The organism is Methylocystis sp. JAN1 (genome assembly GCF_052186135.1).
In the GTDB taxonomy this organism is placed as follows: Bacteria; Pseudomonadota; Alphaproteobacteria; order Rhizobiales; family Beijerinckiaceae; genus Methylocystis.
In genome coordinates, this window is the sequence record NZ_CP181499.1 from 1,884,272 (window position 1) to 1,905,705 (window position 21,434).

General features: G+C 59.8%; 20 protein-coding genes, 1 tRNA gene and 1 pseudogene. 9 read left to right on the top strand and 13 right to left on the bottom strand.

What is annotated here, in order from left to right; all coding sequences use genetic code 11:
* Positions 1 to 22 precede the first annotated feature (22 nt).
* Both ACNHKD_RS08855 and ACNHKD_RS08860 read right to left on the bottom strand, forming a co-directional pair.
* The gene (locus ACNHKD_RS08855; protein ID WP_442756685.1) at positions 23 to 433 is read right to left on the bottom strand and encodes an ATP-binding protein; all 411 of its coding nucleotides are present in this window, start codon (positions 431 to 433) and stop codon (positions 23 to 25) included.
* Positions 434 to 465: 32 nt separating this feature from the next.
* Positions 466 to 798, bottom strand: a complete 333-nt coding sequence (locus ACNHKD_RS08860; RefSeq protein WP_442756686.1) for an STAS domain-containing protein — start codon at positions 796 to 798, stop codon at positions 466 to 468.
* Between the two features lie 450 nt (positions 799 to 1,248).
* Here ACNHKD_RS08860 and ACNHKD_RS08865 point away from each other — a divergent pair, with 450 nt between their 5' ends.
* Entirely contained in the window at positions 1,249 to 2,166 is a 918-nt protein-coding gene (locus ACNHKD_RS08865) for a right-handed parallel beta-helix repeat-containing protein (RefSeq protein WP_442756687.1), read from the top strand.
* Positions 2,167 to 2,779: 613 nt separating this feature from the next.
* Positions 2,780 to 3,202, top strand: a complete 423-nt coding sequence (locus ACNHKD_RS08870) for a hypothetical protein (protein WP_442756688.1) — start codon at positions 2,780 to 2,782, stop codon at positions 3,200 to 3,202.
* A gap of 6 nt (positions 3,203 to 3,208) precedes the next feature.
* On the opposite strand, the gene ACNHKD_RS08875 is transcribed toward ACNHKD_RS08870, so the two are convergent.
* Positions 3,209 to 3,559 carry a hypothetical protein gene (locus ACNHKD_RS08875; protein ID WP_442756689.1) on the bottom strand — a complete coding sequence of 117 codons (351 nt, stop codon included), beginning with the start codon at positions 3,557 to 3,559 and terminating at the stop codon, positions 3,209 to 3,211.
* A 543-nt stretch (positions 3,560 to 4,102) separates the two neighbouring features.
* Positions 4,103 to 4,432, bottom strand: coding sequence for a NepR family anti-sigma factor (locus ACNHKD_RS08880; protein WP_442756690.1), 330 nt, complete (start codon positions 4,430 to 4,432; stop codon positions 4,103 to 4,105).
* A gap of 938 nt (positions 4,433 to 5,370) precedes the next feature.
* On the opposite strand from ACNHKD_RS08880, the gene ACNHKD_RS08885 reads away from it, so the two are divergent.
* The gene (locus ACNHKD_RS08885) at positions 5,371 to 5,631 is read left to right on the top strand and encodes a hypothetical protein (protein ID WP_442756691.1); all 261 of its coding nucleotides are present in this window, start codon (positions 5,371 to 5,373) and stop codon (positions 5,629 to 5,631) included.
* A 125-nt stretch (positions 5,632 to 5,756) separates the two neighbouring features.
* Here ACNHKD_RS08885 and ACNHKD_RS08890 read toward each other — a convergent pair whose 3' ends face one another.
* The gene (locus tag ACNHKD_RS08890; RefSeq protein ID WP_442756692.1) at positions 5,757 to 5,981 is read right to left on the bottom strand and encodes a hypothetical protein; all 225 of its coding nucleotides are present in this window, start codon (positions 5,979 to 5,981) and stop codon (positions 5,757 to 5,759) included.
* Between the two features lie 740 nt (positions 5,982 to 6,721).
* Positions 6,722 to 7,162: a four-helix bundle copper-binding protein gene (locus ACNHKD_RS08895; protein WP_442756874.1), complete on the bottom strand. Its 441-nt coding sequence runs from the start codon at positions 7,160 to 7,162 to the stop codon at positions 6,722 to 6,724.
* Positions 7,163 to 7,963: 801 nt separating this feature from the next.
* On the opposite strand from ACNHKD_RS08895, the gene ACNHKD_RS08900 reads away from it, so the two are divergent.
* Both ACNHKD_RS08900 and ACNHKD_RS08905 read left to right on the top strand, forming a co-directional pair.
* Complete coding sequence (locus ACNHKD_RS08900; RefSeq protein ID WP_442756693.1) at positions 7,964 to 10,063, top strand: RecQ family ATP-dependent DNA helicase; 2,100 nt, start codon at positions 7,964 to 7,966, stop codon at positions 10,061 to 10,063.
* Between the two features lies 1 nt (position 10,064).
* Positions 10,065 to 11,399 carry a DNA-processing protein DprA gene (locus ACNHKD_RS08905; RefSeq protein ID WP_442756694.1) on the top strand — a complete coding sequence of 445 codons (1,335 nt, stop codon included), beginning with the start codon at positions 10,065 to 10,067 and terminating at the stop codon, positions 11,397 to 11,399.
* Positions 11,400 to 11,548: 149 nt separating this feature from the next.
* Here the strand turns inward: ACNHKD_RS08905 and ACNHKD_RS08910 are convergent, their stop codons facing one another.
* The 3 genes from ACNHKD_RS08910 to istA form a co-directional block, all read right to left on the bottom strand.
* Positions 11,549 to 11,752, bottom strand: a complete 204-nt coding sequence (locus tag ACNHKD_RS08910; RefSeq protein ID WP_442756695.1) for a hypothetical protein — start codon at positions 11,750 to 11,752, stop codon at positions 11,549 to 11,551.
* Between the two features lie 225 nt (positions 11,753 to 11,977).
* Positions 11,978 to 12,706, bottom strand: coding sequence for an IS21-like element helper ATPase IstB (gene istB, locus ACNHKD_RS08915; RefSeq protein WP_442754040.1), 729 nt, complete (start codon positions 12,704 to 12,706; stop codon positions 11,978 to 11,980).
* Positions 12,706 to 14,205: an IS21 family transposase gene (gene istA, locus ACNHKD_RS08920; RefSeq protein WP_442754041.1), complete on the bottom strand. Its 1,500-nt coding sequence runs from the start codon at positions 14,203 to 14,205 to the stop codon at positions 12,706 to 12,708. Before istA ends, istB begins: the two co-directional genes overlap by 1 nt.
* Before the next feature lie 179 nt (positions 14,206 to 14,384).
* On the opposite strand from istA, the gene ACNHKD_RS08925 reads away from it, so the two are divergent.
* Entirely contained in the window at positions 14,385 to 14,972 is a 588-nt protein-coding gene (locus ACNHKD_RS08925; RefSeq protein WP_442756696.1) for a DUF3800 domain-containing protein, read from the top strand.
* Here the strand turns inward: ACNHKD_RS08925 and ACNHKD_RS08930 are convergent.
* Positions 14,929 to 15,123 carry a hypothetical protein gene (locus ACNHKD_RS08930; RefSeq protein WP_442754692.1) on the bottom strand — a complete coding sequence of 65 codons (195 nt, stop codon included), beginning with the start codon at positions 15,121 to 15,123 and terminating at the stop codon, positions 14,929 to 14,931. The genes ACNHKD_RS08925 and ACNHKD_RS08930 overlap by 44 nt on opposite strands.
* A 6-nt stretch (positions 15,124 to 15,129) precedes the next feature.
* Positions 15,130 to 16,080, bottom strand: coding sequence for an IS1595 family transposase (locus tag ACNHKD_RS08935; protein ID WP_442754691.1), 951 nt, complete (start codon positions 16,078 to 16,080; stop codon positions 15,130 to 15,132).
* Between the two features lie 95 nt (positions 16,081 to 16,175).
* On the opposite strand from ACNHKD_RS08935, the gene ACNHKD_RS08940 reads away from it, so the two are divergent.
* Together ACNHKD_RS08940 and ACNHKD_RS08945 are read left to right on the top strand one after the other, a co-directional pair.
* Positions 16,176 to 16,448, top strand: coding sequence for a hypothetical protein (locus tag ACNHKD_RS08940; protein ID WP_442756697.1), 273 nt, complete (start codon positions 16,176 to 16,178; stop codon positions 16,446 to 16,448).
* 1,059 nt (positions 16,449 to 17,507) lie between these two features.
* Positions 17,508 to 18,518 (top strand): annotated as a pseudogene (locus tag ACNHKD_RS08945) (recombinase family protein); the annotation flags it as partial.
* Positions 18,519 to 19,079: 561 nt separating this feature from the next.
* Here ACNHKD_RS08945 and ACNHKD_RS08950 read toward each other — a convergent pair.
* Both ACNHKD_RS08950 and ACNHKD_RS08955 read right to left on the bottom strand, forming a co-directional pair.
* A tRNA-Glu gene (locus ACNHKD_RS08950) sits at positions 19,080 to 19,155 on the bottom strand.
* A 120-nt stretch (positions 19,156 to 19,275) separates the two neighbouring features.
* Positions 19,276 to 19,398: a hypothetical protein gene (locus ACNHKD_RS08955; RefSeq protein WP_442756698.1), complete on the bottom strand. Its 123-nt coding sequence runs from the start codon at positions 19,396 to 19,398 to the stop codon at positions 19,276 to 19,278.
* 165 nt (positions 19,399 to 19,563) lie between these two features.
* Between ACNHKD_RS08955 and ACNHKD_RS08960 the strand changes: the two genes are divergently transcribed.
* A complete protein-coding gene (locus ACNHKD_RS08960) occupies positions 19,564 to 21,414 on the top strand; it encodes an ABC-F family ATP-binding cassette domain-containing protein (protein ID WP_442756699.1) in 1,851 nt (616 codons plus the stop codon).
* Positions 21,415 to 21,434: the final 20 nt, after the last annotated feature.

The following is a 21,434-nucleotide window of genomic DNA, read 5'->3' on the forward strand; positions in this document are numbered from 1 at the left end:
GCTCACGCGCCGACCGGCGGCGTCACTGCAGATGTTTACACATTTCGAGAACGTTGCCGCGGTCGGTCCGCCGATATTCGACGTAATCCATGAGGCTGCGAATGAAGAAAATTCCACGACCGCGTTCCGTAAGGTTATCGAAGTCGGGAGTTGGCACGGCGTTCAGATCGAAGCCTTTGCCCTGATCGAAGACGCGAATCCACAAATCGCTGTTTTCGACGGACAGGCATACCTTCACGGTTTCTCCCAGATTGTTCGGCTGACTGTATTCGATCGCATTCGCCACGGCTTCGGTGAGAACGAGATTGAGATTGTAAGCCAAGGTTTCGCGATCATGTTTCGTCGCTTCCACCTCCTTGGCGACCTGCTCGGCGATGTTGCCGACGAGCCGCAAATAGCGGGTTTGGTTGGGAACCACGATGTCCACGTTCATCGTCATGTCCGGCATTTAAGTCACGCACAGGCCTAGCTGCTGGTCGCTTCCTGGAGTCTGGAATAGATGTCAAAGACGCGATGCAGCCGCGTAAGTTCGAACATCGACCGCACGCGGGGCTTCAATCCGGCGAGCGCGAAGGCGCTCGAGTGCAAACTGGCGTTTTTGTAGCCCGAGAGCAGCGCGCCGAGCCCCGAACTGTCGATGAACTCAACCTCTCCAAGATCGATGATGAGATTGCGCTCGCCTCCCTCGAGAATTTTCAATATCCGGTCCTTCAACTCTGCCGAGTTGTGAGCGTCGACACGCGGCTCCTTGACAATGATGACCGTCTTTCCGTTCTGCTTAATCGTGGGGAGGTTCATTTTGCCGCCTCTGGCAGCCCGGTACCGATGCGACCGTAATTAGGGCGACCTTGAGCAAAGGGAACAGGGACATCGCGGATAAGGAGGTCGCGAACGCCGGCTCGGCTCAGCCCGGGGCCACGGCCGCCGAACAAACGCCCGGTCGGCTGTCAGCCGTCTCGGAGGTCGGGCGGCGGAAGCTTGTCAGTTATTTCCCGCCCAGCCCGCCGCGTCTCGGACGCAAAACCCGCCCAGAACCCCGAACGGTTCAGCGCCTGAAGCTGCTTGCGCGTATCGCGCGACCGTTCGCCGATAGCGTCCAAGCCCGTGCTCCTTATGCACCCTCGGCGGCTGGCGCAGAGGGGGCTTTTAGGATAGCTTTCCTCTTTGATTGCTCCGTTGGGGTTGTCCAATCCGCGTTGTCCGGCCCTCTTGAGCGGCCTTGTGGAAGAAATACGCCAGGAGGTTCTAATGAGGCGCTTTGCTACCCTTACCGTTTTCTTTTCCGCATTCGTCCTGTCGGGGACTGTTTCAGTCCGTGCGCAAGCGACGCGGACCTGGGTGTCCGGCGTAGGCGACGACGCGAATCCATGCTCCCGTACGGCTCCGTGCAAGACATTTGCGGGCGCGATCTCGAAGACCGCGGCCAAGGGAGAAATCAACGTATTGGACCCCGGCGGCTTCGGCGCTGTGACCATTACGAAGGCCATCAGCATCGACGGGGGATCGTTTATTTCCGGCGTCCTGGTCAGCGGGACGAATGGCATCGTCATACAAGCTGGCGCGAGCGATACGATTCAGCTTCGCAATCTCGATATCAACGGTCTTGGAGCGGGGCTGTCCGGCCTGAATATCCTTGCGGCCGGAAACGTCCAGGTGGAAAACGTTCACATTTACGGCTTCACGAATTTCGGGATCAATTTCGCGCCTAATCAAGCGGCAAATTCGAGCCTGCTGGTGAAGAATTCCGTTATTACCGACAATCTGAATTACGGGATCTTCATCGCTCCGGTCGGAGGAGGACATGCAACCGCCGACATTATTGGCGTCACCGCAAGCCGCAACAAGGCGGGCTTGCGCGTACAGGACAACGCCACTGTCGAGGTCGTCGAGAGTGTCTTTTCACACAATCTGAATGCCGGCGTCGCCGCGGTCGCCACTTCGGGCGCCGCCGCGCTCAATGTGAAGAATTCGGTTTCCGCGAGCAATCAATTTGGCGTCGCCTCGAATAACGCGCCTTCGGTCGTGTCATTGAGCAATGTCTCGGTTTTCGGAAATACCGCAACGGGACTGTCGGCGAGCGGCGGGTCCCTCGTCTCCTTCGGCAACAACCAGATTTTCAACAATCCCGTGAATGGATCCCCAACACAAACCATACCGCAGCAATAAGTCTGTGGCGGCAAGAGGGAAACCGTAGCGCCGATCCGCCGCGACATCGGCGATCGCTTCATCGGCGCTACGCGCGGGGTTGCCGTTCTTGAAAAACGCTGACCGAACCGGGCGTCATTTGGCTCTCGCGTTCGTCGCCGATCTTCTCGTTAAATTTTGAATCGGCGTGATGAAGGCGAACGAGCCCCGGCCACGGGAACATCGTCGCTGGAACGCGGTTTCCCGGTGTTCACCACTCTCGCAGCGGAGAGTTGCATGAGACGCCGATGTTCAGGAAATCACACGATCAGGCATGCGTTTCTGGCGCTTGGCGTCAGTTGGATTTTCGCTGTGGCTGCGCTGACCCCGTCGCTCGCCGGAACTCCAAAATGGGGCGGGTGGGAAGACATGGACTACAGCGGCCGCTGTGGCGTTTTTCTGCTCTCGCCCCGACCGAGCCAAAGGATTTGGTATCGATTTTATCTGCAAAACTGGCGCTACGGCGACGAAAGAGACTTCAGTTGTTTCATGCAGGAATATTAGTGGCCTCTGACGTCCAGCCGGCCGCGGCGATTGCCGCCGCGGCGTGGCATGGCGGCGCCCAGGCGGAGGAAAGACCATTTATGACTGCGGCGTGCCCGATCGCATACAAATCGAATTACTGCTCGGCTTTCCAATGGTGGGGAATTTAATTAACATCGCTGGATTGCTGGGGATTTCTGAAAAATCGGTTACCGGTCGCGAACAACGGGGCGCGCTCATGCAATTTGAAATTAATGCTGAAATCACCGCAGAGCTTAGGCGCTTTCGCCGCTTCGCGGAGAAGTTCCGGTCGTCGACCAGAGAGACGATTTCGGCAAGCCGGGAACGCATCGATATATCTCGCGCCCTGATGGAGCAGGTCGATCGCGATATCCCCGCTGTCGGCGGACGAGGGGAAGCCGGCGACGTCGGGGACCGGGTACAAGGGGGAGGGGCGATTTCTCGCGACTCCGATCGTGATCAGACGCTGGTGTTCTTGCGATCGGCGCGAGCCTCGCGCTGGCGGCGCCGATGATCTTCCTCACTGTATTGCGCCGCCCTGATCTGTGGCGCCGATTGGAGGGCTGCACGCATCGGTTGGGATAACTCCGTCTCGAATGTTCGCTTCCTCGGCGAGTTTTGCTTCGCCGATATATCTTTGAGCCTGGCCGAGCGCCTGCTGAGCCAATCCCTGCAAGACAATCTCGGGAGAACTTAGCGCGAGGCCGATGCTCAGCTTGGTTTCACCGATCGCTTCGTTGGCGTATCCTCTAAGCCGATCCACCGAACCGGTTTGCGCCAGCCGCTCGAACGCGTCCGTGACGGCGTCCTTGAGCTCGGCAACCGCCCTTGGCGGCGCAGAACCCTGAATTTCCGTGGTTTCCTGCTCCACCGTCGCCGTGACAGAGTCCGCCGCTCGCGCAACGCTGGTCGTTATAGGATCTATTGCAGACATCCTGGCTCCGCCGTTTCTTGCAATCATCCGTAAAGGGCGTTGCAAGAAACACAAAATCCGTAGCGGCTGTTCCTACGCATATTCACCAATCGCTTGCGCGCGCTAATTTTTCGGAGGCGGCAAAATATGGAAGGTGCATGATAAGCTTGAGCAAGCCAACCGTTCTAAAGGTTTAGAGCGCGCTTCAGGCGAAAAACCGTCCCTTAATCCGGGCCGCGTTTCTCGTAATAAAGTTCGATTTCCAGTCTCAGTATCTCCTGAAGAGCTTTCCTCATCGCGGCCGCAAAAACGGAACTCCTCCCGGGAGGCGCGACGAATATTTCCGCTGGGAAACGTCCATCTAAAAACGTGAGTCTTGGCGCTACGTCTTGGATGATCCAATTTATGGCTTCATCAGGAAGACCCCTTTCCTTCAGCATCTGTTTCACGGCGCCTGCCAACATCGTCGACTCTCCGTTTTGATGGATGGGCGGCGCCTTGCTAAGCGACGCCAATGTTTCGCCAAGCCGTCACGCTGGCGCCGACGCGCTTCGCAGACACGTCTCGGAAGTCGACATTACGAAGGGCGCCGGGAAAAGGCGCCCGCCCGGCGCCGCCTTCGGCGCCCGCAAGCGCTTCGATCAGATCCACGAGATGGGAGGGCGCCGGCTGTCTCAGCAGGTCCTCATAAAGCGCGCGCAACCGGCCGTCGAGCGACGCCTGCTTGAGCGGCGCATGCTCGCGAAGGGAGGCGCTCGACGGGGAGCCAACGCCCGCTTCGAAAGCTGGATCGATTGATCGGCTGTAAGCGGTCGAGGTGATTGCGCGCATCGAACATGCCCATGGAATGCAATGCACGCAGGCTCGGGCGCGCCCATGGTAAAAATGTGGTTAAGATGAAATAGGACAGTTTATTCTTCCGAATATGGTTAACGAACCGACGCCCGGCGCGGGCGAGGTCGGCGCGTTTCGTGTTGGTTCCTGGCATTGGTCTGCGCGAAGAAGGTTTGGGCGAAGCCTCGTGCCCGCAAGGCGGCGGACGGAACACTGATCATTCGATCGTTCTAGACTAGCGCCTCACCCGCGGTTGTCGGCTCGTTCGCGCTTTCGCAATGAAGAGAGCATTGGGATTTGCGCCTTATATACGGCTCCTTTGCCGATCGGAGCGCCGCGCCGGATAATGCGCGGCGCTTGTTCATGGATGCGCGGCAAGTATCACAGATACGAACCGATGAACGCGCCGCCAACCCCCGCGAGCACTGCCGTCGCGAGGACTCCGGGAATTCCAAATAGCAAGCCGCCTATTCCTGCGCCCAATATTGCGCCAACGATCCCTCCGACGGTCGCCATAGTCGTATGTTCCTGGGCTGAGATCATTGTACTCTCCCATGACGTCGACGCCTCGCAAGCGAGGCATAAAGAGGAAGTAGAGCCAGCTTCGAGACCGGCAATGGCTCTAACACGGCTTCTCTCTATTCCGGCTCCGGCCCGGTCCCGACCGACGCCTGCGAGGCGACGAGCGCAGGCCCGGGGCATCGCGGCTGTGGATGACGCAGGCAAAGCGAAAAGACGGGCGGTGGGGGCATGCGCAAAGCCGCCGCCGCTCGCGGGGAAGGCGCTCGGCGGCAATTCTACTGCAGTCGTCGCCCGCCGTCCGCAACGCGCGAGGCGGTTAGCGACAATTTGTCGTTCACCGATTGCCAAAAAAACTCGGAACACAGTGGGCAGCACGAAGTTGGTGCTTGGCGGTGTTTGCGAGGGAGGGGTAAGTGCAGACCAAGAAAGGCATGCTTGCCGAAACAGAAGAGACGCACGACGCGATGCTGACACTGCAAGAGATGGGGCGATCCATTGCTTTCAGCTACGCAACTGTAATGGCCGAGCCGTTGCCGAAGGAGATGGCCTCGCTGCTTCTGCGGCTGGCGCTGGCCGAGGCGATGCGCGGCGCCGCCGAGGAAGAGATGCGGGAAAATGGGGATGAGGATTTATCTGAATCGAGCGGATGTCGCCTCGCGGAATATTCCGCGTGAATGTCGGGGGCGACGGCTACGTTGCGCTTAAGCGAGCCGAATAATCACGGAGTCGGTCGCCGGCGCAATCGGAGCAACTCTATCGCCTCGCTGCGCAGGACCTTTGTCGGCCGGCATAAGATCATTCATCGATCATCGTCGGTCCCGCAAATATCAGTGTCGGGTTCATCGTCTGCGACCGTTCGCACGACCTCGGCCAAGGCGAGCTGCATCAGCAACATCGCCATTGTCGGAGGCAGCGACTCTTTCTCGGTCGGCCCGAGCGACCGCCGCAACGCGGATCCCAGCTCATGCATGACAAGGAGCGCGTCACCCCTCTCGCGCAAGATCTTCCGTTTTGCGGGCTGCATGATTCCTTCCTCGCCACAGTGCGTTCTATGGATGTTCTAAATCTCCAACCTCGCGCCTCTCGGGGTAGTTCCAATAAATTTATCAATCAGATATGCGCGCACATGCTCTGTCCCCAGCCTGTTTCTTGAGCTGGGCCCCGACCTTGCCTCCGTTCGTGCGGATAAACGCGGCGCCTGCCGAGTTGGCAGAGATGCGCGCGGCGCAAGCCCTTTAACAAATTGACGCGAGGGCGCGCTTTCTATGATTCAAGGCGGCTGCCTAAAGGCGGCTTCCGGTTTTCAATCTCAGACGCGGAGGCGGGTTTTGACGGCCTTAAGTCGACGTAACTAATTCGCTGCATAAGCAGGCGCGATTCCGCGACGCATTTTTTGCTCGCGGATATCATCGCGGCGTTGGAGCGGTGGAACTCGCGCGCGGAGATGGCGAAGTCGCGAAGCCAAGCCCCCGCTTGCGCGTCGAGATCACGTCGGGAAACGATGGGTGTCGCAGGCATTGGCGCGCTCTTTATCGCTGTAAGCGGGAGCGCGCATGTCTCTCAGCCGCCGACGGGCCTACGGTTGGAAATCCACGGCGATACGCTGAATCTAGAGCGCTCGGACACGAAAAGCGAGCGTTGCAGCGATCGGGATCGCTGCGAAGCAGATAATCCTGATTTAGGTGGAAATGCCCAGCGTGGCGCTGGCAAAGAGAAACGCCCCGGCCGCGCATGCGCAGCGGGGACGTTTTTCACCCTGGCTGGCTAGGCCCCGATCCTGCGGCACTCATCCGCGCACTTCTTACATGCGTCCCCGCATGTGGCGCATGCGGCGACCTTTGGAAATTTGTCGCACTCTTTCTTGCAATTCTCGCAAATCCCCTCGACTGTTTTCGCCAGACTTGGCACATAGCTCGAATTTACGGCCGCAAGAGAGGCGAGCGCATCGCAGGCTGCGACGAGTTGGAACGCCGCCTGGGCGCAGTCCGTCATGCTCGTGTCTTTCATCGAGAACATGCCGAAGCAGTGCCTGAGGCAGTCATTTCCGGTTCCAACGCATTCGTGCGCTGATTTTTCAAGATCCTTGTAAAGTGCAGGGTGCATTTCCTCCATTCCGCCGCTCCTGGCGGCCTGGGCGAAGGCGTCGGTTGCCGAAGCAGCTACGGCAAGCCCGCCTGCGGCGGCGATAAACTCTCGGCGTTGCATGGCTTTCCTCCGAAGATGGAAATAGCCCCAGATCGTCCAACGCGGGACGCGCCTCTTAGTTTCTTCACATACGGGCGAGCGGGATTTCGGCTGAGCTGCACTTATGGGCTTGATTATCCGCGCCGACGTTTGACGGCGCGCCGTCGGCCCCGTGCATCGGCGCAAATCAAGCTGACATATTACTCCGAGCCTGATCGGTTGGCCTTCGCGCAGACGATCCATTCTTGCAGCGCGTCCAGGGTGGCGGCCGCACATCGCGGGGGCATAAGCGATGAGGTGGGGGCGATACAGCAGAAGCGCCCTGGGCTGTCCGCAGAAATCCGCCTCAGTCCGGGCGCCGGGTTTTCCGTATGCCGAGCTTCCAACGCTCGTCTGACAATCTATCTCTTTGATTCCATTGGCGCGCCGGAGCGGATAAAAGAGAGAACTTTTCGCGTTGGACAGTCTTCCTGCGAAGACCTTTTAAATCAGCGATATAGAATATTTTGCGTTATCTGGCCGGCATGAGACATGCGGTGGCGGAGTGCGGCCGTTCGCGCCCTCGAATATCCCGGGGGCCACCCTCGTCCCGAGAGCGCGCGTAAAGCCCCGAGGTCGCGCTTCCTGTCCGGCCCCTTGATTGACGTTGCAGGCGCGACTGTCACAAGTTGGAGGCTTGGAAAGATGATTCCGTGAAATCGGTCTCAGCTCGCGAAATCATGGATATGCGAAACTGTTAAGCCTTATCCCCAAGGTGATCAACAGCGAAGCATGCCACGCGCCTCCGCGAGCGGCTTTGCGCGACCAGGGGAGGATGAACGTGTGACTGATCAGACTACTGCTATCGAACTTCTCAGGCTCGCCATCGGCGATGCCACCGCCGAGTTCCGTGATGGGCAGTGGGAGGCGATTGATGCGCTCGTGAACCGGCGAGAGCGCCTGCTGGTCGTCCAGCGCACCGGGTGGGGCAAGAGCTCGGTCTACTTCATCTCGACACGCATCCTTCGCGACCGCGGACGCGGACCAACCCTCATCGTCTCCCCACTCCTCGCTTTGATGCGGAATCAGATTGAAGCCGCGGAGCGCCTCGGAGTCCGTGCGTTCACGGTAAATTCAGCTAACCGAGAAGCGTGGCCCGAAATTCAGCGTTTAGTTCAGAAGAACAAGGTAGATGCGCTCCTAGTGTCGCCTGAACGCCTCGCCAACGAAGATTTCGTCGAAAACGTCCTGCTACCTATCGCTGAGCGGATTGGTCTGCTCGTGGTAGACGAAGCGCACTGCATTTCCGACTGGGGCCACGATTTTCGTCCGGACTATCGCCGCCTAGTCAACATCTTGCAGCGCATGCCGGCCAACGTTCCGATACTTGGCACTACTGCAACTGCAAACGATCGCGTGCTCGAGGACGTTCAGAACCAGCTTGGGGACATCGGCATTCAGCGTGGAAGCCTGATGCGGAGCACCCTCGCTCTGCAGACCATTCAACTACCGACCCAAGCCGCGCGTTTGGCATGGCTGGCAGAGCACATAGAGGCTCTGCCCGGGACCGGGATCGTCTACACCCTGACTAAGCGAGACGCGAAGCAGGTCGCAGACTGGCTACAGTCGCATGGAATCGACGCCCGAGCGTACTTCAGCGGCATTGTTGGCGAGGGTTTCGAGGACTCGGATGCGTATCGCCAGAGTCTCGAACGAAAACTTCTAAACAACGAGATAAAGGCACTGGTCGCAACAACCGCGCTCGGCATGGGCTATGATAAACCCGATCTTGGCTTCGTTGTGCATTACCAGGCACCGGGCTCCATCGTCGCTTACTATCAGCAGGTCGGTCGTGCGGGTCGCGCCATAGACCATGCCGTCGGTGTGCTCATGTCAGGCGATGAAGACTCGCACATCCATGACTACTTCCGAAAAAGCGCATTCCCGAAGGAGAAGTGGGTCCTAGCTATTCTGGAAGCCCTTGAAGAAAGTGATGGATTGAGCGTCCTCCAACTCGAAGAGGCCCTCAACCTCAGATACGGCCAGATTGAGCAGGTGTTGAAGTTCCTGTCGGTGGAAAATCCGGCACCGGTCCTAAAGTTAGGCTCAACTTGGCAACGGACCCCCGTGCCTTATCGAATGGACCACGAAAAAATCGAGCGCCTGACAGGACAGCGCGAGACGGAATGGGAAGAAGTACAGCGCTACATTGCTGAAGAGGGCTGCTTGATGGAGTTTTTGGCAGAGGCTCTGGATGACGCAGACCCTAAACCATGCGGAAAATGCGCCAGATGCCTCGGACGGCCGATCATAGACCTCGACTTCACCCGGAAGATGGCGATTTCCGCCGGGCTATACCTCCGTCACGCTGAGCTAGAGCTGGAGTGCAACAAGCAAGTTGCCAAGGGTGCATTGGCAGAATACGGCCTCAGTGGAAACATCCCCGCAGCACTCCGCGCCGAAACCGGTCGGATCCTCTCGCGATGGGGCGACGCCGGCTGGGGACGGCTGGTCGCCGCCGACAAGCACACTGGCCATTTCCGCCAAGAGCTGGTGGATGCAGTCGCGGAGATGCTTAACGAACGTTGGAAGCCCACACCGAGGCCAAAGTGGGTTACTTGTGTGCCTTCGCTGAATCATCCCAACCTCGTCCCAGACTTCTCCCGCCGACTTGCAGACGCACTGAGTCTGCCATTCAAGCCCGCGGTGCAGAAGGTCAAGGAAAACCAGCCGCAAAAAATGCAGCAAAACCGATTTCATCAGTGCAGGAACCTCGACGGCGTCTTCGGGATTGTGGGACCTGTGCCCACGGGGCCGGTCTTGCTGGTGGACGATGTCGTCGACTCGGCCTGGACGCTCACAATTGCCGCCGTGCTTCTCCGAAAAGCTGGCAGCGGCCCAGTTTGGCCTTGCGCGCTTACAACTTCGAGCATTGGGGCCTAGGATGAACGTGAGCCCCCAAGCCCAAGCGGTGATCCTACTTACAGTTCCCTTTGGCAAGACAGACGCCAAGCCGCTTTCGGTCAGGGAATGGGCGCGGTTCGCCCTCTGGCTCAAAGACCACGAGCTGGAGCCCTCGCGCCTCCTTAAGGGAGAACTGCACTCCCTTCTTTCCAGCTGGATGGACCGCACGGTCACACTTGAACGGATTGAAGGACTGTTGGACCGTGGCGGGGCACTTGGCCTTGCCTTAGAAAAATTCCAGCGCGCAGGGCTATGGATAATAACCCGGTCCGAGGCCGACTATCCCGAGAGGCTGAAGCGTAGGCTTCGCCACGACTCTCCTCCGGTCTTGTTTGGCTGCGGGAACCGAGCGCTTCTCAACAAAGGTGGGATCGCGGTAGTGGGATCCCGTGATGCCGACGAAGACGATCTCAATTTCTCAACCAGTCTTGCCCGCTCTGCCGCTCACCAAGGCCTGTCGGTTGTCTCCGGCGGTGCCCGTGGCGTGGACGAGAGCGCGATGCTCGGAGCCCTTGAGGACGAGGGTACAGCAGTCGGCGTGATGGCCGACAGCCTTCTAGGCGCGGTAACATCTGCCAAGTATCGTAAGCACTTGCTCGCCGGTGACTTGGCCTTAGTCTCGCCGTTCAACCCGGAGGCAGGCTTCAACGTCGGCAATGCCATGGCGCGGAACAAGTATATTTACTGTCTTTCCGATGCAGCCGTGGTCGTGAGCAGCACGCCCGACAAAGGAGGTACTTGGAACGGTGCCATCGAAAACTTGCAGCGGGAGTGGGTGCCACTTTGGGTGAAACCGAATAAGAACCCCGAATCTGGTAACGCAGCGCTCGTTCAGAAGGGTGCGCGCTGGTTTCCGGAAAGCATCCCGGCGCTCTCAAACTTGTGGGATATGCGGCACTCGGACGAAGACGTAAAAGCTTCAGCACTACCGCTACTTAAGTCCGAGGCTGAGAAAGCATCGGTCGGAGACGCAACAACATCTGCGGTAGCTGCTTCTGCAGGAAGCGAGGAAGGCTCTGCAGAAAGGCGGCCTGGGGATAGCTTTAACGCGCAGCCCAAAGCGAACGATAGGCCACCGGACTTCGCACTTGATTTCTACAGCATGTTTCTTTGGCACTTGTTCGAGTTGACGAGCAATGACGCGTTGAAGGCCGACGATATTTCTGCGCGTTTAGAGTTGGAGAAAACGCAAGTGATCGCATGGCTGAAACGCGGCGTTGCGGATGGTCAAATAAAGAAGCTCAACAAGCCTGTTCGCTATCAGTCGGCGTCCGCTGAACAACAGCAAGCGTCTTTTTTTGGGAAGGAAAGCTAGACGCTAGCAAAACGACGGTGGATGAGAAAAATGGCAAACTTCTCTTCCCTATCTACGACGTTGCTTGCGCCTGGAAAAGCCATTCTAAGTCAGTTAGTTATCATGCGACGGATTGAGCTCGCCGCTGAGATTGGCTGCGGCACGTGGAGTTACCCCTCGAACCCTGTGGACTCAGCCTTGAACTTCAGTTGCTTGGCGTTGTCCCGGACGACGCTGACCTCGGTCTCGTCGAACCCCTCGGGGGCTTCTGCCTCAATCTCTATCGTTAGCTTGACCCTTGCTCCATTTGTCCGCTGGAGCTCCATGACGACGGCGTTCAGGATCGCGTCAAAAGCCTTGACCGGGCGAACCATGTCGATCTCCACGGACCCGTAGAACCGTCTGGGCTTCCGCGGAGTGGTCCCGCCCTGAGGTGGCGCACCCTGCGTGTCAATCGGCGTTCAAAATTGACCCCCGATCGGCGTTCAAAATTGACCCCCATTTTTCACAGGGCGGAACGCGAGCGCTCGCCCCGGCGGAGCTGGCGGGATAGCGCAGCCGGGGCGAGTGCGTTCCAGGTGGCGATATGATTGGGAGCGTCAGGCGCGGTTCTTGAAGCGCCAGCTTTCGTTGCCGGTCTCGACAATGTCGCAATGGTGGGTGAGGCGATCGAGCAGCGCGCTGGTCATTTTCGCGTCGCCGAACACGCTCGGCCATTCACCAAAAGCGAGATTGGTGGTGACGATGATCGAGGTGCGTTCGTAGAGCCGGCTGATCAGATGGAAGAGCAATTGTCCGCCCGATTGTGCGAATGGCAGATAGCCGAGCTCGTCCAGAATGATGAAGTCCATTCTCGTGAGATATTCCGCAAAGCGCCCCTGACGGCCTCCCCGCGCTTCGGTCTCGAGCCTGGTGACGAGCTCGACGGTGTTGAAGAATCGGCCGCGTTTTCCGGCGCGAACGCAATTTCTGGCGATCGCTATCGAAAGATGCGTCTTCCCCGTGCCGGTTCCGCCGACGAGAACGCAATTACGTTGTTGATCGAGGAAGCCGCCGTTCGAGAGATCGCGCACCAGCGCTTCATTGATCGGCGTGCCGTCGAACTGGAAGTCGTCGATGTCCTTCGCCAGCGGCAATTTGGCGATCGTCATCTGATATTTGATGGAGCGCGCATATTTTTCGGCGATCTCCGCCTGGAGAAGATCGCCGACGATGCGCGGCGGCTCATGCTGCCTCTTTATTCCGGTCGACATCACCTCGTCATAGGCCGATCTCATGCCGAAGAGCTTGAGCTCTCCCATGAGATCGAAGAGCTGCGTGCGTTCCATCAGGCCGTTCTCCTCAATTGATCATAGCGGGCGCAGTCGGCGAGCGGCATGTGCACCAGCGTCAACGACTCGGGTGTCGGGATCGCCGGCGGGGGCGGCGGCTCGCGCCGGCGGGCGAGAATGTTGAGAATGACGTCGGCGGAATGGACGCCTTGGCTGAGCGCCTCCGCGCAGGCGGCTTCCACCGCGATCAATCCGTCGTCGACGACGGCGGCCAGAATCTTGACCATCTGGCGATCGCCATCGTCACTGCCGGCGAGCTTGCGCCGCACGCGCTCGATCGCTCCCGGCAATACCCAGTCCTTGAACGGCGCGCCATTCCGCAGCGCGCCGGGCTTGCGCGCGAGAACCGGCACGTAATGCCAGGGATCGAAGATCGTCGCGCCACGCCCGAAGGCGCGGGCATGTTCGGCGACGACGCGTCCTTTTTGACGAAAGACGATGCGATCGGCGTAGGCGTGGATCTCGACCGGGGCGCCGACGGCGCTCGCATTGACCGAATATTTGTTGTTGTCGAAGCGCACGAGACAAGTCTTCGACACCGACGCCGTCAGCTCGTGGAATCCGTCGAACCGCCCGCGAAGTTGGACGAGCTTCGGGCGCTCTTCCTCGAATGCCTCCCAAATCGTCTTGTCCGCGATTTCCGGATGCGGATGCGCCTTGGCGTAGCCGACGCATTTATCGAGAAGCCACGCGTTCATATCGTCATAGGTCTTGAACCGCAGGCGCGGCGTGAAGAACCGCTCCCGCGCCAAGCCGACCTGATTTTCGACCTGGCCTTTCTCCCAGCCGGACGCCGGCGTGCAGGCGACCGGCTCGACGAGATGGTGGCTGCACATTTGCGCGAAGCGACGATTGAACTTGCGCTCCTTGCCGATGAAGATCGTCTCCACCGCCGTTTTCATATTGTCGTAGATGCCGCGCGTGCAGGCTCCCTTGAAGAAGGAAAAGGCGCGCTCATGCGCGTCGAAAACCATCTCCTGCGTCTCGCGTGGATAGGCGCGAACGAAGAGCATGCGGCTGTGGCACAGGCGCATGTGCGCGACCTTCACGATCGTCGTCACGCCGTCGAGCAGAACGATCTCATGGCTCCAGTCGAACTGATAGGCTTCGCCCGGCGCGAAGCTCAGCGGCACATAAGCGGCCGCCGTCGCCGCGCCTTGCTCGCTGCGCCATTTGCGCGCGTAGCGACGCACGGCGTCATAGCCGCCCGCATAGCCCAGCCCGCTCAGATCCTCGAAAATGCGGATCAGGGTCAGCCGCTCGCGCGGCGCCTTCTTCTCGTTCTCCGCCAGAATCTCATCGAGCTTGTCCGACCAAGGTCCGAGCTTGGGAAACGGCTGATAATCGCGCTCGTAAGCGAAGGACGTTTCCTCCGAGCGCAACGCCTTCCGGACCGTGTTCCTCGAAATGCCCAGATCGCGAACGATCTCCTTTATCGTCTTGCCCTTGACGAAATGCTCGCGACGGATTCGCCCGATCGTCTCCACAATCAACATCCCCCCACCGCCCGCCGTTCAACCAAAGCGAGCGGACTGTCCCGGCTTCACCGGAGGGGGTCAATTTTGGACGCCGATCCCCCTCGTATAGGGGTCAAAATTGCACGCCGAATAACAACAACTCTTTAGGAGAATTTTCTGGGTGGTCTAGGACTGAATCCGATTTCCTTGTTCATCGGTTGCAGACGGAAATCATCAATTCCGGCGTTCTTGCTTATGGCATCGCGGTCCCCCGCAATGAATGGGACGAGATGATCAAAGGATATTTGAGGCCGACGCTAGGAGGCCCGGAGGGCTTTTGCATAAGAAATTGTTTGCTTGTCCCTATTCAATGGGCGCTGAGCGAGCACGGTGATCGCGATGTTGCGTTTGTCTTTGATAATAGACCACGCGGGATCATGATCGATGCCCAGGCGGCGTTTGACGCTTTTCATGTCGCAATTGGGCGGCCTGAAGATGCTACCATAACTTTTGCGTCTTCTAAGAAGGTCAGACCACTGCAAGCGGCCGATTTAATCGCGTGGGAATTATATACCCACGCCATAAATTTCTATGAGACCGGAAACCCAGTTATGAAGCGCGATCAGTTGCGTAGGTTAGTTTCTGGTATTAGCAAATTCAGAGTGCAAATGCCGTCGCGAGAAAACATGCAACGCATTGTTGAACTATGGGCTCGGCACGATGAAAAAGACCTTGAGGCTTATGCGAGGCATTTCGAGAATTTCAACCCTGACGATCCTGATCATTCGAATTTTTCTTCACAATAATCTTCTCGAAAGCGGCTTCAAATGCACATTGGTCTTCATCCGCGCCAAGTTCCCGAGCGGTCTGAATGAACCGCTCGGATTGTTCCTTGTCCTCTAGCTTCGGTTCTTTCGGCTTGCGCGGAGCGCCGCCAGCTTTGGGCTTCTTACCCATTGTGCCTCACTGTGCACGAGTCGTTTGATAGGTGAGCCGCTTGCCGACGACGCCCTTGAGGGCGCGATCCGCGCGCTCCACGTCATCGCAACCGAGCTTCACGCGATTGTTATAGCGGAAATCGAACTCGGCAAGATAGCGATGCAGGTGCTTTTCCTTGCAGTACTGGTAGGTGCCGCGCATCCCGCGCTTGAAGATTGAGAAATAGCCCTCGACGCTGTTGGTGTTCACCTCGCCGCGCGCATATTCGCCGCGCGAGTGGACAACGGTTTCGCGAGACGCAACGTGGTTGGTCACTTCACCGTAGATGCGGCTCTCATCGGTATGCAGGCGGGTCTCGCGGTCAAGATTTTCAGAGACGATCTTGTTCACAGTGAGCTTGTCCGCGTGCTCAGCGTGGAAGGAGCGAACGGAACCGCCGCGCTCAACAAGCGAGATAATCACGCGCTTGTCAGCGGGGCCGCACTTGCCGCCCTTCACGGGCTTGTTCTTATTGCGGCCGAGGCGCGGCTTGGGTTGTTCGGTCTCCCAAAGATAGGTCTCATCAGCCTCGACAATGCCGCCGTTGCCGCCCAGCGGCGCAAGATCGCCGTCACGCATGGCCTCACGGATGCGATGCGACATGAACCACGCGGTTTTCAGAGTGACGCCCAGAGTGCGGTGAAGCTGGTTGGAGCTAATGCCCTTTTTCGAAGAGCACATAAGGAAGATCGCTTGCAGCCAAATCCGCATCGGGACATGGCTGGACTCGAAAATGGTCCCGACCTTCACAGTGAACGGCTTGCGGCACTGGTAGCACTTGTAAACGCCGATGCGGGTGCTTTTCCCCTGCATTTTCGAAATGCGCTCTACCCCGCCGCAATGAGGGCAGATAGGATTATTTCCCCAAATCCGAGCCTCAACCCAAGCGTAGGCGGCTTCTTCGTTGTGGAAGTGAGGGGCGTTAAGAACCGACATGACCAATCTCCTATGCATAACAACCTACTTAGGGAAGATGGGTATGTCAAGTATAATATTGGGGATGGTTCTGGCTGGGCCGTAGGGGCGCGCCAATGAAGGGCTTCAGCATCTCGTTCCGTCTTCGCGAGCTGACAGAGAGACACGTTGGCATTCCGTTCGCCGCCCATTCCTTTCGACACAGCGCGGCGACAGACATTGCGTTGCTCGACCCGCAGCATGTCGGGATCATCAAGAGCGTCCTCGGGCACGCAAGCCCGCTTTCGGCGGAGCATTACAATCTCGCCTTCGGCTTCGAGGCGGCAAGCCGCTATCAGGCGCTGCTGGCAACCCTGAGACGGCGCGACAAAGACGCGAGGGCGGAATAGCGCCGCCTTGTTAGCGAAAGCGGGCGGCGTCAGTTCCAAAAATCAATTAATTGCAATCGCGCGGATGCCGCCCCGGCTCCGCTTCGCCTGACATTAAAGAGCGGGGCCCAAACTCTCGGGGTGGACGCAGATTGCTACCACCAACGAGCCCACCCTCTTTTTGAAACTTCGCGTCGGCCGTAAAGACTGGAGGGTGAAAAGACGCCCCGATGCACAGGAGCAGCCGCGTTCCCCCAAGGATGCCTCGAAAGAGGCTCCTAGGCGGCGCGCCGTGCAAAAGGTGCAGCGTCGCGTCGATCACGTTCGTCGCTCAAACCGCCTCACGGCCCTCGCGGCCGAAAACGAACTCACCGTCACAATCGACCTGTCTGCTCCTCTGCCTCCGATGAGATCGGAGGTCGCGTTGTGGCGTGCGTTCTTGGCCGATGAGATCGAGGCCATACTTCGAGGAAATGAATCTGATGATGAAACCCCTTCCGCTCGACCGTCTGACCCGCATGGTTCCCGCTGACGAGGTCCCTTTGCCGCCTCTGGATCGTATGACGAGCGTGACACGCCCGGAAAAGGTCAGCTACTACGAATACGCGATCCAACTGGACTCGTTTAATCAACTCGTTCAAAGCGCTCGCGAACTGTCGAAAGGGAAGGACACCCTCTTTCACGGAACGCGCTACCCAGGAGCTATTCTCAGCACCGCCACGCTCGCTTGCTCCCCGATCATTCCGAAGGTCGCCTTCACCCGTTCGCCCGAGGAGGCGGCCTATTGGGCAACCCTGTGGCGAGGGAATGAAGACGAGGGCCGCGGCGCTGTGCTCATCTTCGATCGTCACCGGCTCTCTGCACGCTACCATTTGGAGTGCGTTGTTGACCCGGCTTCCTCGGCGGATGAACAGGAGGAGTTCGTCTGGCGTCGTAACGTTGCTCTTCATCATGGGCTGATCGCTTTTGTAAGCGAGCCCTACACGGCCCGAAATCACGAGGAGCGTTTGACGGCTCGCAAGATCGCGGAAAGAATAAGAAAGCCTGCGCATCAATAGCGCCATCAACCAGAGACCCCGAATGGCAAGAGCCGCCATCTATGTCCGCGTCTCGACCTCTCGTCAGGCCGAGCGCGACCTTTCCCTTCCAGATCAGATCGCTCAATGTCGCGCCTACTGCGAGAAGCAGGGCTGGGCTGTGGCCGAGATTTTTTCCGAGCCGGGCGCTTCGGCGCTGGATGACGATCGCCCGATTTTCCAGGAGATGATCTTCAAGGCGACGCGGCACGACCGCGCTTTTGATTACGTCGTCGTGCACTCGCTGAGCCGCTTCAGCCGTGACGCCCTCCATTCGGAGCTCTATGTCCGCAAGCTCCGCAAGGCCGGCGTCGAACTCGTCTCGATCACGCAGGCAGTCAGCGCCGACGCGACCGGCGAGATGTTCCGCAAGCTGCTCAATGTCTTCGACGAACACCAGTCGCGCGAGAACGCGAAACACGTCCATCGCGCCATGTGCGAGAATGCCCGTCAGGGCTTCTGGAATGGCTCGCACGCGCCCTACGGCTACGGCGTCAAGGTCGCCGAGCGTCGTGGCAATAAGGACAAGAAGGTCCTTGTCATTAATGAGGACGAAGCTCGCACTGTCCGTCACATCTTCGGCATGGCGACCGGCGCAATCGGTCATCCGGTCGGCGTCAAGGCGATTGCCTCCCACCTGAACGAGCGCGGCATTCTGCGGCGCGGTCGCAGGTTCTCGACCGGCAGCATCCACGACATTCTGACGGCGACCACCTACTATGGCCGTCACTACTTCAATCGCACCGATAGCCGGAACGGCACGCCGCGCCCGCCGTCTCAGTGGGTGCCTTTCGACGTCCCGGTGATCATCGAGGAGGAAACCTTCAATACCGCGCAGGCCCTCCTGAGAAGCCGTAACCCCAAGCGGATGCCGCCCCGTGTCGCCAACGGGCCGACCTTCCTCGCCGGGCTCGCGCGCTGCGGACACTGCGGCGCAGCCTTGATCCAGAACACCGGCAAGGGTGGTGCTTATCGCTACTACTGCTGCTCCCGGAAGCTGAAGGAAGGACCAACCGCTTGTCGTGGACTGCGCATGCCCATGGATAAGCTCGACGGCATCGTCATCGGCGAGGTGGCCAAGCGTGTCCTTGAACCTCAGCGCCTCACCGAGATGCTCCAGTCCTATGTGAAAGCCTCGGCGGAGCGGGAGACATCCGACCGCGACCGACTTGCCAAGCTGCGGCGCGATCTTGGGGAGGCGGAGGCCGGGATCGAGCGCCTGCTCGATCTTGTGGAAAAGGGACTGATGCACGTCGAGGACCTACGGGACCGCCTGACCGCCCTCAAGCTGCGCCGAGAGGAGGCGGCCAAGGAAATCTCGGCCCTGAGGGACAGGATGGCCTCGGGTGAACCCCGGATCACTCCTGAGAAGGTTGCCCGCCTCGCGGTCATGCTCAGGGAGAAGCTCTACGAGGGTCCGCCGGAACTGCGTCAAGCCTATGCCCGGCTTCTCATGGACGAGGTGACGGTCAGTGACGAGGAAATCCGCATCTCGGGCTCGAAAACCGTGCTGGCGCGCGCGGCTACGCAGGAGGCGGACATGCCGCCGTCTGCGGTTCTCTCTTTTGTTCGAGAATGGCGCGCCCAAGGGGATTCGAACCCCTGTTTTCGCCGTGAAAGGGCGACGTCCTAGGCCTCTAGACGATGGGCGCGGGGCCGGCGCCGGACTTGGCGGCGCGGGCGAGGGCTGTATAGAGGGGCGCGGGGCGCAAGACAAGTGTCCTTTGCGCTGTTTCCCTGGGAGAGCGCCGCAGCCGCGCCCGCTCAATGGCTCACACGCCCCACTTGATGATTTCGTAGGCGTAGAGCGCGATCCGGGTTGCATAGACGCCAACCAGCGCGAAACCGAAGGCTTTCACCGTGATCCACAGATAAGCTTCCATGTCCGGGTGCATATGTCTGGCCTTTCGTCTCAGTGTGATGCGCCTTGGGCTTCCTTCCTTTCCGCCAATTAAGGGGCTACAAGCAAGGAGCGCGCCACTCTTCGGCCGGCTTCCTTTCCCGGCGCCCTCAATTCTTCCTAGCGGGCGTTGCGCGAGCCTGTTACTGGCCATGCCGCCATGCTCACCATCAACGATCTTACTTACCGGCTCGGCGACCGGCTTATCTTCGATCATGCCGGCGTGTTTCTGCCGGGCCGCTCGCGCGCGGGATTCGTCGGGCGCAACGGCGCCGGCAAGACCACGCTCTTCCGCCTCATCTCCGGGGAAATTGCCGCCGAAACGGGCAATATCGCCTTGCCGGCGCGCACGCGGCTCGGCAGGGTGGAGCAGGAGGCGCCGGGCGGGCCGGGGAAGCTCATCGACTTCGTGCTGGCCGCGGACATAGAGCGCGCGGAACTTCTGGCGCGCGCCGAAACCGCCCACGACCCGCACGACATCGCCGACATCCAGACGCGCCTTGCCGATATCGGCGCCCATTCCGCGCCCGCGCGCGCGGCGGCGATCCTCCACGGCCTGGGTTTCGACGCGGAGGCGCAGCAGCGGCCCTTGTCCGAGTTCTCCGGCGGGTGGCGCATGCGTGTCGCGCTGGCGGCGGCGCTCTTCTCCACCCCCGACCTGCTGCTCCTCGATGAGCCGACCAACTATCTCGATCTCGAAGGCGCGCTCTGGCTCGTGGATTATCTCGCCCGCTATCCGGCGAGCGTGATCGTCATCAGCCACGACCGCGATCTGCTGGACGACGTGGCGACGCATATTCTGCATCTCGAACGCGGCAAGCTCACGCTCTACAAGGGCGACTACACCTCTTTTGAAAAACAGCGGCGCGAGGCGGCGCTGCTCGCCGCCAAGGGCGCCAGGAAGGCGGAGGAGAAGCGCAAGCACTTGCAGGCTTTCGTCGACCGCTTCCGCGCCAAGGCGACCAAGGCGCGCCAGGCGCAATCGCGCCTCAAAATGCTGGAGAAGATGGAGCCGGTCGCGGCGATCGTCGACGACAGCGTGCTGCCGATCCATCTGCCGTCGCCGGAGAAGCCCCTGTCGCCGCCGATCATCGCATTGGACAAGGCGTCCGTCGGCTATGGCGAGCGCGTCGTGCTGTCGCGCCTGGCGCTGGCGGTCTCGAATGACGACCGCATCGGCCTGCTGGGCGCCAATGGCAACGGCAAGTCGACTTTCGCCAGGCTTCTGGGCGGCCGGCTGGAGCCCATGGCCGGAAAAATGGTGCGGGCCGCGAAGCTGGAGGCGGGTTTTTTCGCCCAGCATCAGGTCGACGACCTCAATGAGAGCGATACGCCCTATCTCGTCTTCTCGCGGCTGATGCCCGACGCGCCCGAGGCTCGGGTGCGGGCAAAGGCGGCGCAGGCGGGTTTCTCGGGCGCGCGGGCCGACACCAGGGTCGCGCATCTCTCGGGCGGCGAGAAGGCGCGACTGCTCTTGGGCGTCACATCCTTCAACGCGCCGCATCTGCTGATTCTCGACGAGCCGACGAACCATCTCGACATCGACAGCCGCGCAGCGCTGATCGAGGCCATCAACGATTATGAGGGCGCCGTCGTGCTGGTCTCGCACGACCGCTACCTACTGGAGGCTTGCGCGGACCGGCTTTGGCTCGTGGATCAGGGCACGGTAAAGCCCTTCGACGGCGATATGGACGATTACGCCAGGCTTGTTCTGTCAAAGACCAAAACCGAGGAGCCAAAGCGCGAGGCCGCGCCTTCGCCCGCGCCGGAGGCGGCGCCGAAGCGGCGGGACGCGGGCTTCTACCGGCGCAAGCTCGCGGAAGCCGAGGCCAAGGTCGAGAAGTTCACGCAGCTCCTGGCCCGGGTGGACGAGGCGCTTGCGGCCCCGGACGCCTTCTCGCGCAATCTGCAGGAAGCATCGAAGCTTGCGGCGCAGCGGGAGGAATTGGCCAGGACGCTGGCGGCGGCCGAGGAGCTGTGGCTGGAGCTGGCGGCCGAGGCGGAGGGGTAGGGCCGGCCGGACGACTTTGC

Bases quoted from the DNA above. Each gene is read 5' to 3' on its own strand.
- ACNHKD_RS08855 (WP_442756685.1), bottom strand. From the start codon at position 433: ATGAACGTGGACATCGTGGTTCCCAACCAAACCCGCTATTTGCGGCTC.
- ACNHKD_RS08860 (WP_442756686.1), bottom strand. From the start codon at position 798: ATGAACCTCCCCACGATTAAGCAGAACGGAAAGACGGTCATCATTGTC.
- ACNHKD_RS08865 (WP_442756687.1), top strand. From the start codon at position 1,249: ATGAGGCGCTTTGCTACCCTTACCGTTTTCTTTTCCGCATTCGTCCTG.
- ACNHKD_RS08880 (WP_442756690.1), bottom strand. From the start codon at position 4,432: ATGCGCGCAATCACCTCGACCGCTTACAGCCGATCAATCGATCCAGCT.
- ACNHKD_RS08890 (WP_442756692.1), bottom strand. From the start codon at position 5,981: ATGCAGCCCGCAAAACGGAAGATCTTGCGCGAGAGGGGTGACGCGCTC.
- ACNHKD_RS08895 (WP_442756874.1), bottom strand. From the start codon at position 7,162: ATGCAACGCCGAGAGTTTATCGCCGCCGCAGGCGGGCTTGCCGTAGCT.
- ACNHKD_RS08905 (WP_442756694.1), top strand. From the start codon at position 10,065: ATGAACGTGAGCCCCCAAGCCCAAGCGGTGATCCTACTTACAGTTCCC.
- ACNHKD_RS08910 (WP_442756695.1), bottom strand. From the start codon at position 11,752: ATGGTTCGCCCGGTCAAGGCTTTTGACGCGATCCTGAACGCCGTCGTC.
- istB (WP_442754040.1), bottom strand. From the start codon at position 12,706: ATGGAACGCACGCAGCTCTTCGATCTCATGGGAGAGCTCAAGCTCTTC.
- istA (WP_442754041.1), bottom strand. From the start codon at position 14,205: ATGTTGATTGTGGAGACGATCGGGCGAATCCGTCGCGAGCATTTCGTC.
- ACNHKD_RS08930 (WP_442754692.1), bottom strand. From the start codon at position 15,123: ATGGGTAAGAAGCCCAAAGCTGGCGGCGCTCCGCGCAAGCCGAAAGAA.
- ACNHKD_RS08935 (WP_442754691.1), bottom strand. From the start codon at position 16,080: ATGTCGGTTCTTAACGCCCCTCACTTCCACAACGAAGAAGCCGCCTAC.
- ACNHKD_RS08940 (WP_442756697.1), top strand. From the start codon at position 16,176: ATGAAGGGCTTCAGCATCTCGTTCCGTCTTCGCGAGCTGACAGAGAGA.
- ACNHKD_RS08955 (WP_442756698.1), bottom strand. From the start codon at position 19,398: ATGCACCCGGACATGGAAGCTTATCTGTGGATCACGGTGAAAGCCTTC.
- ACNHKD_RS08960 (WP_442756699.1), top strand. From the start codon at position 19,564: ATGCTCACCATCAACGATCTTACTTACCGGCTCGGCGACCGGCTTATC.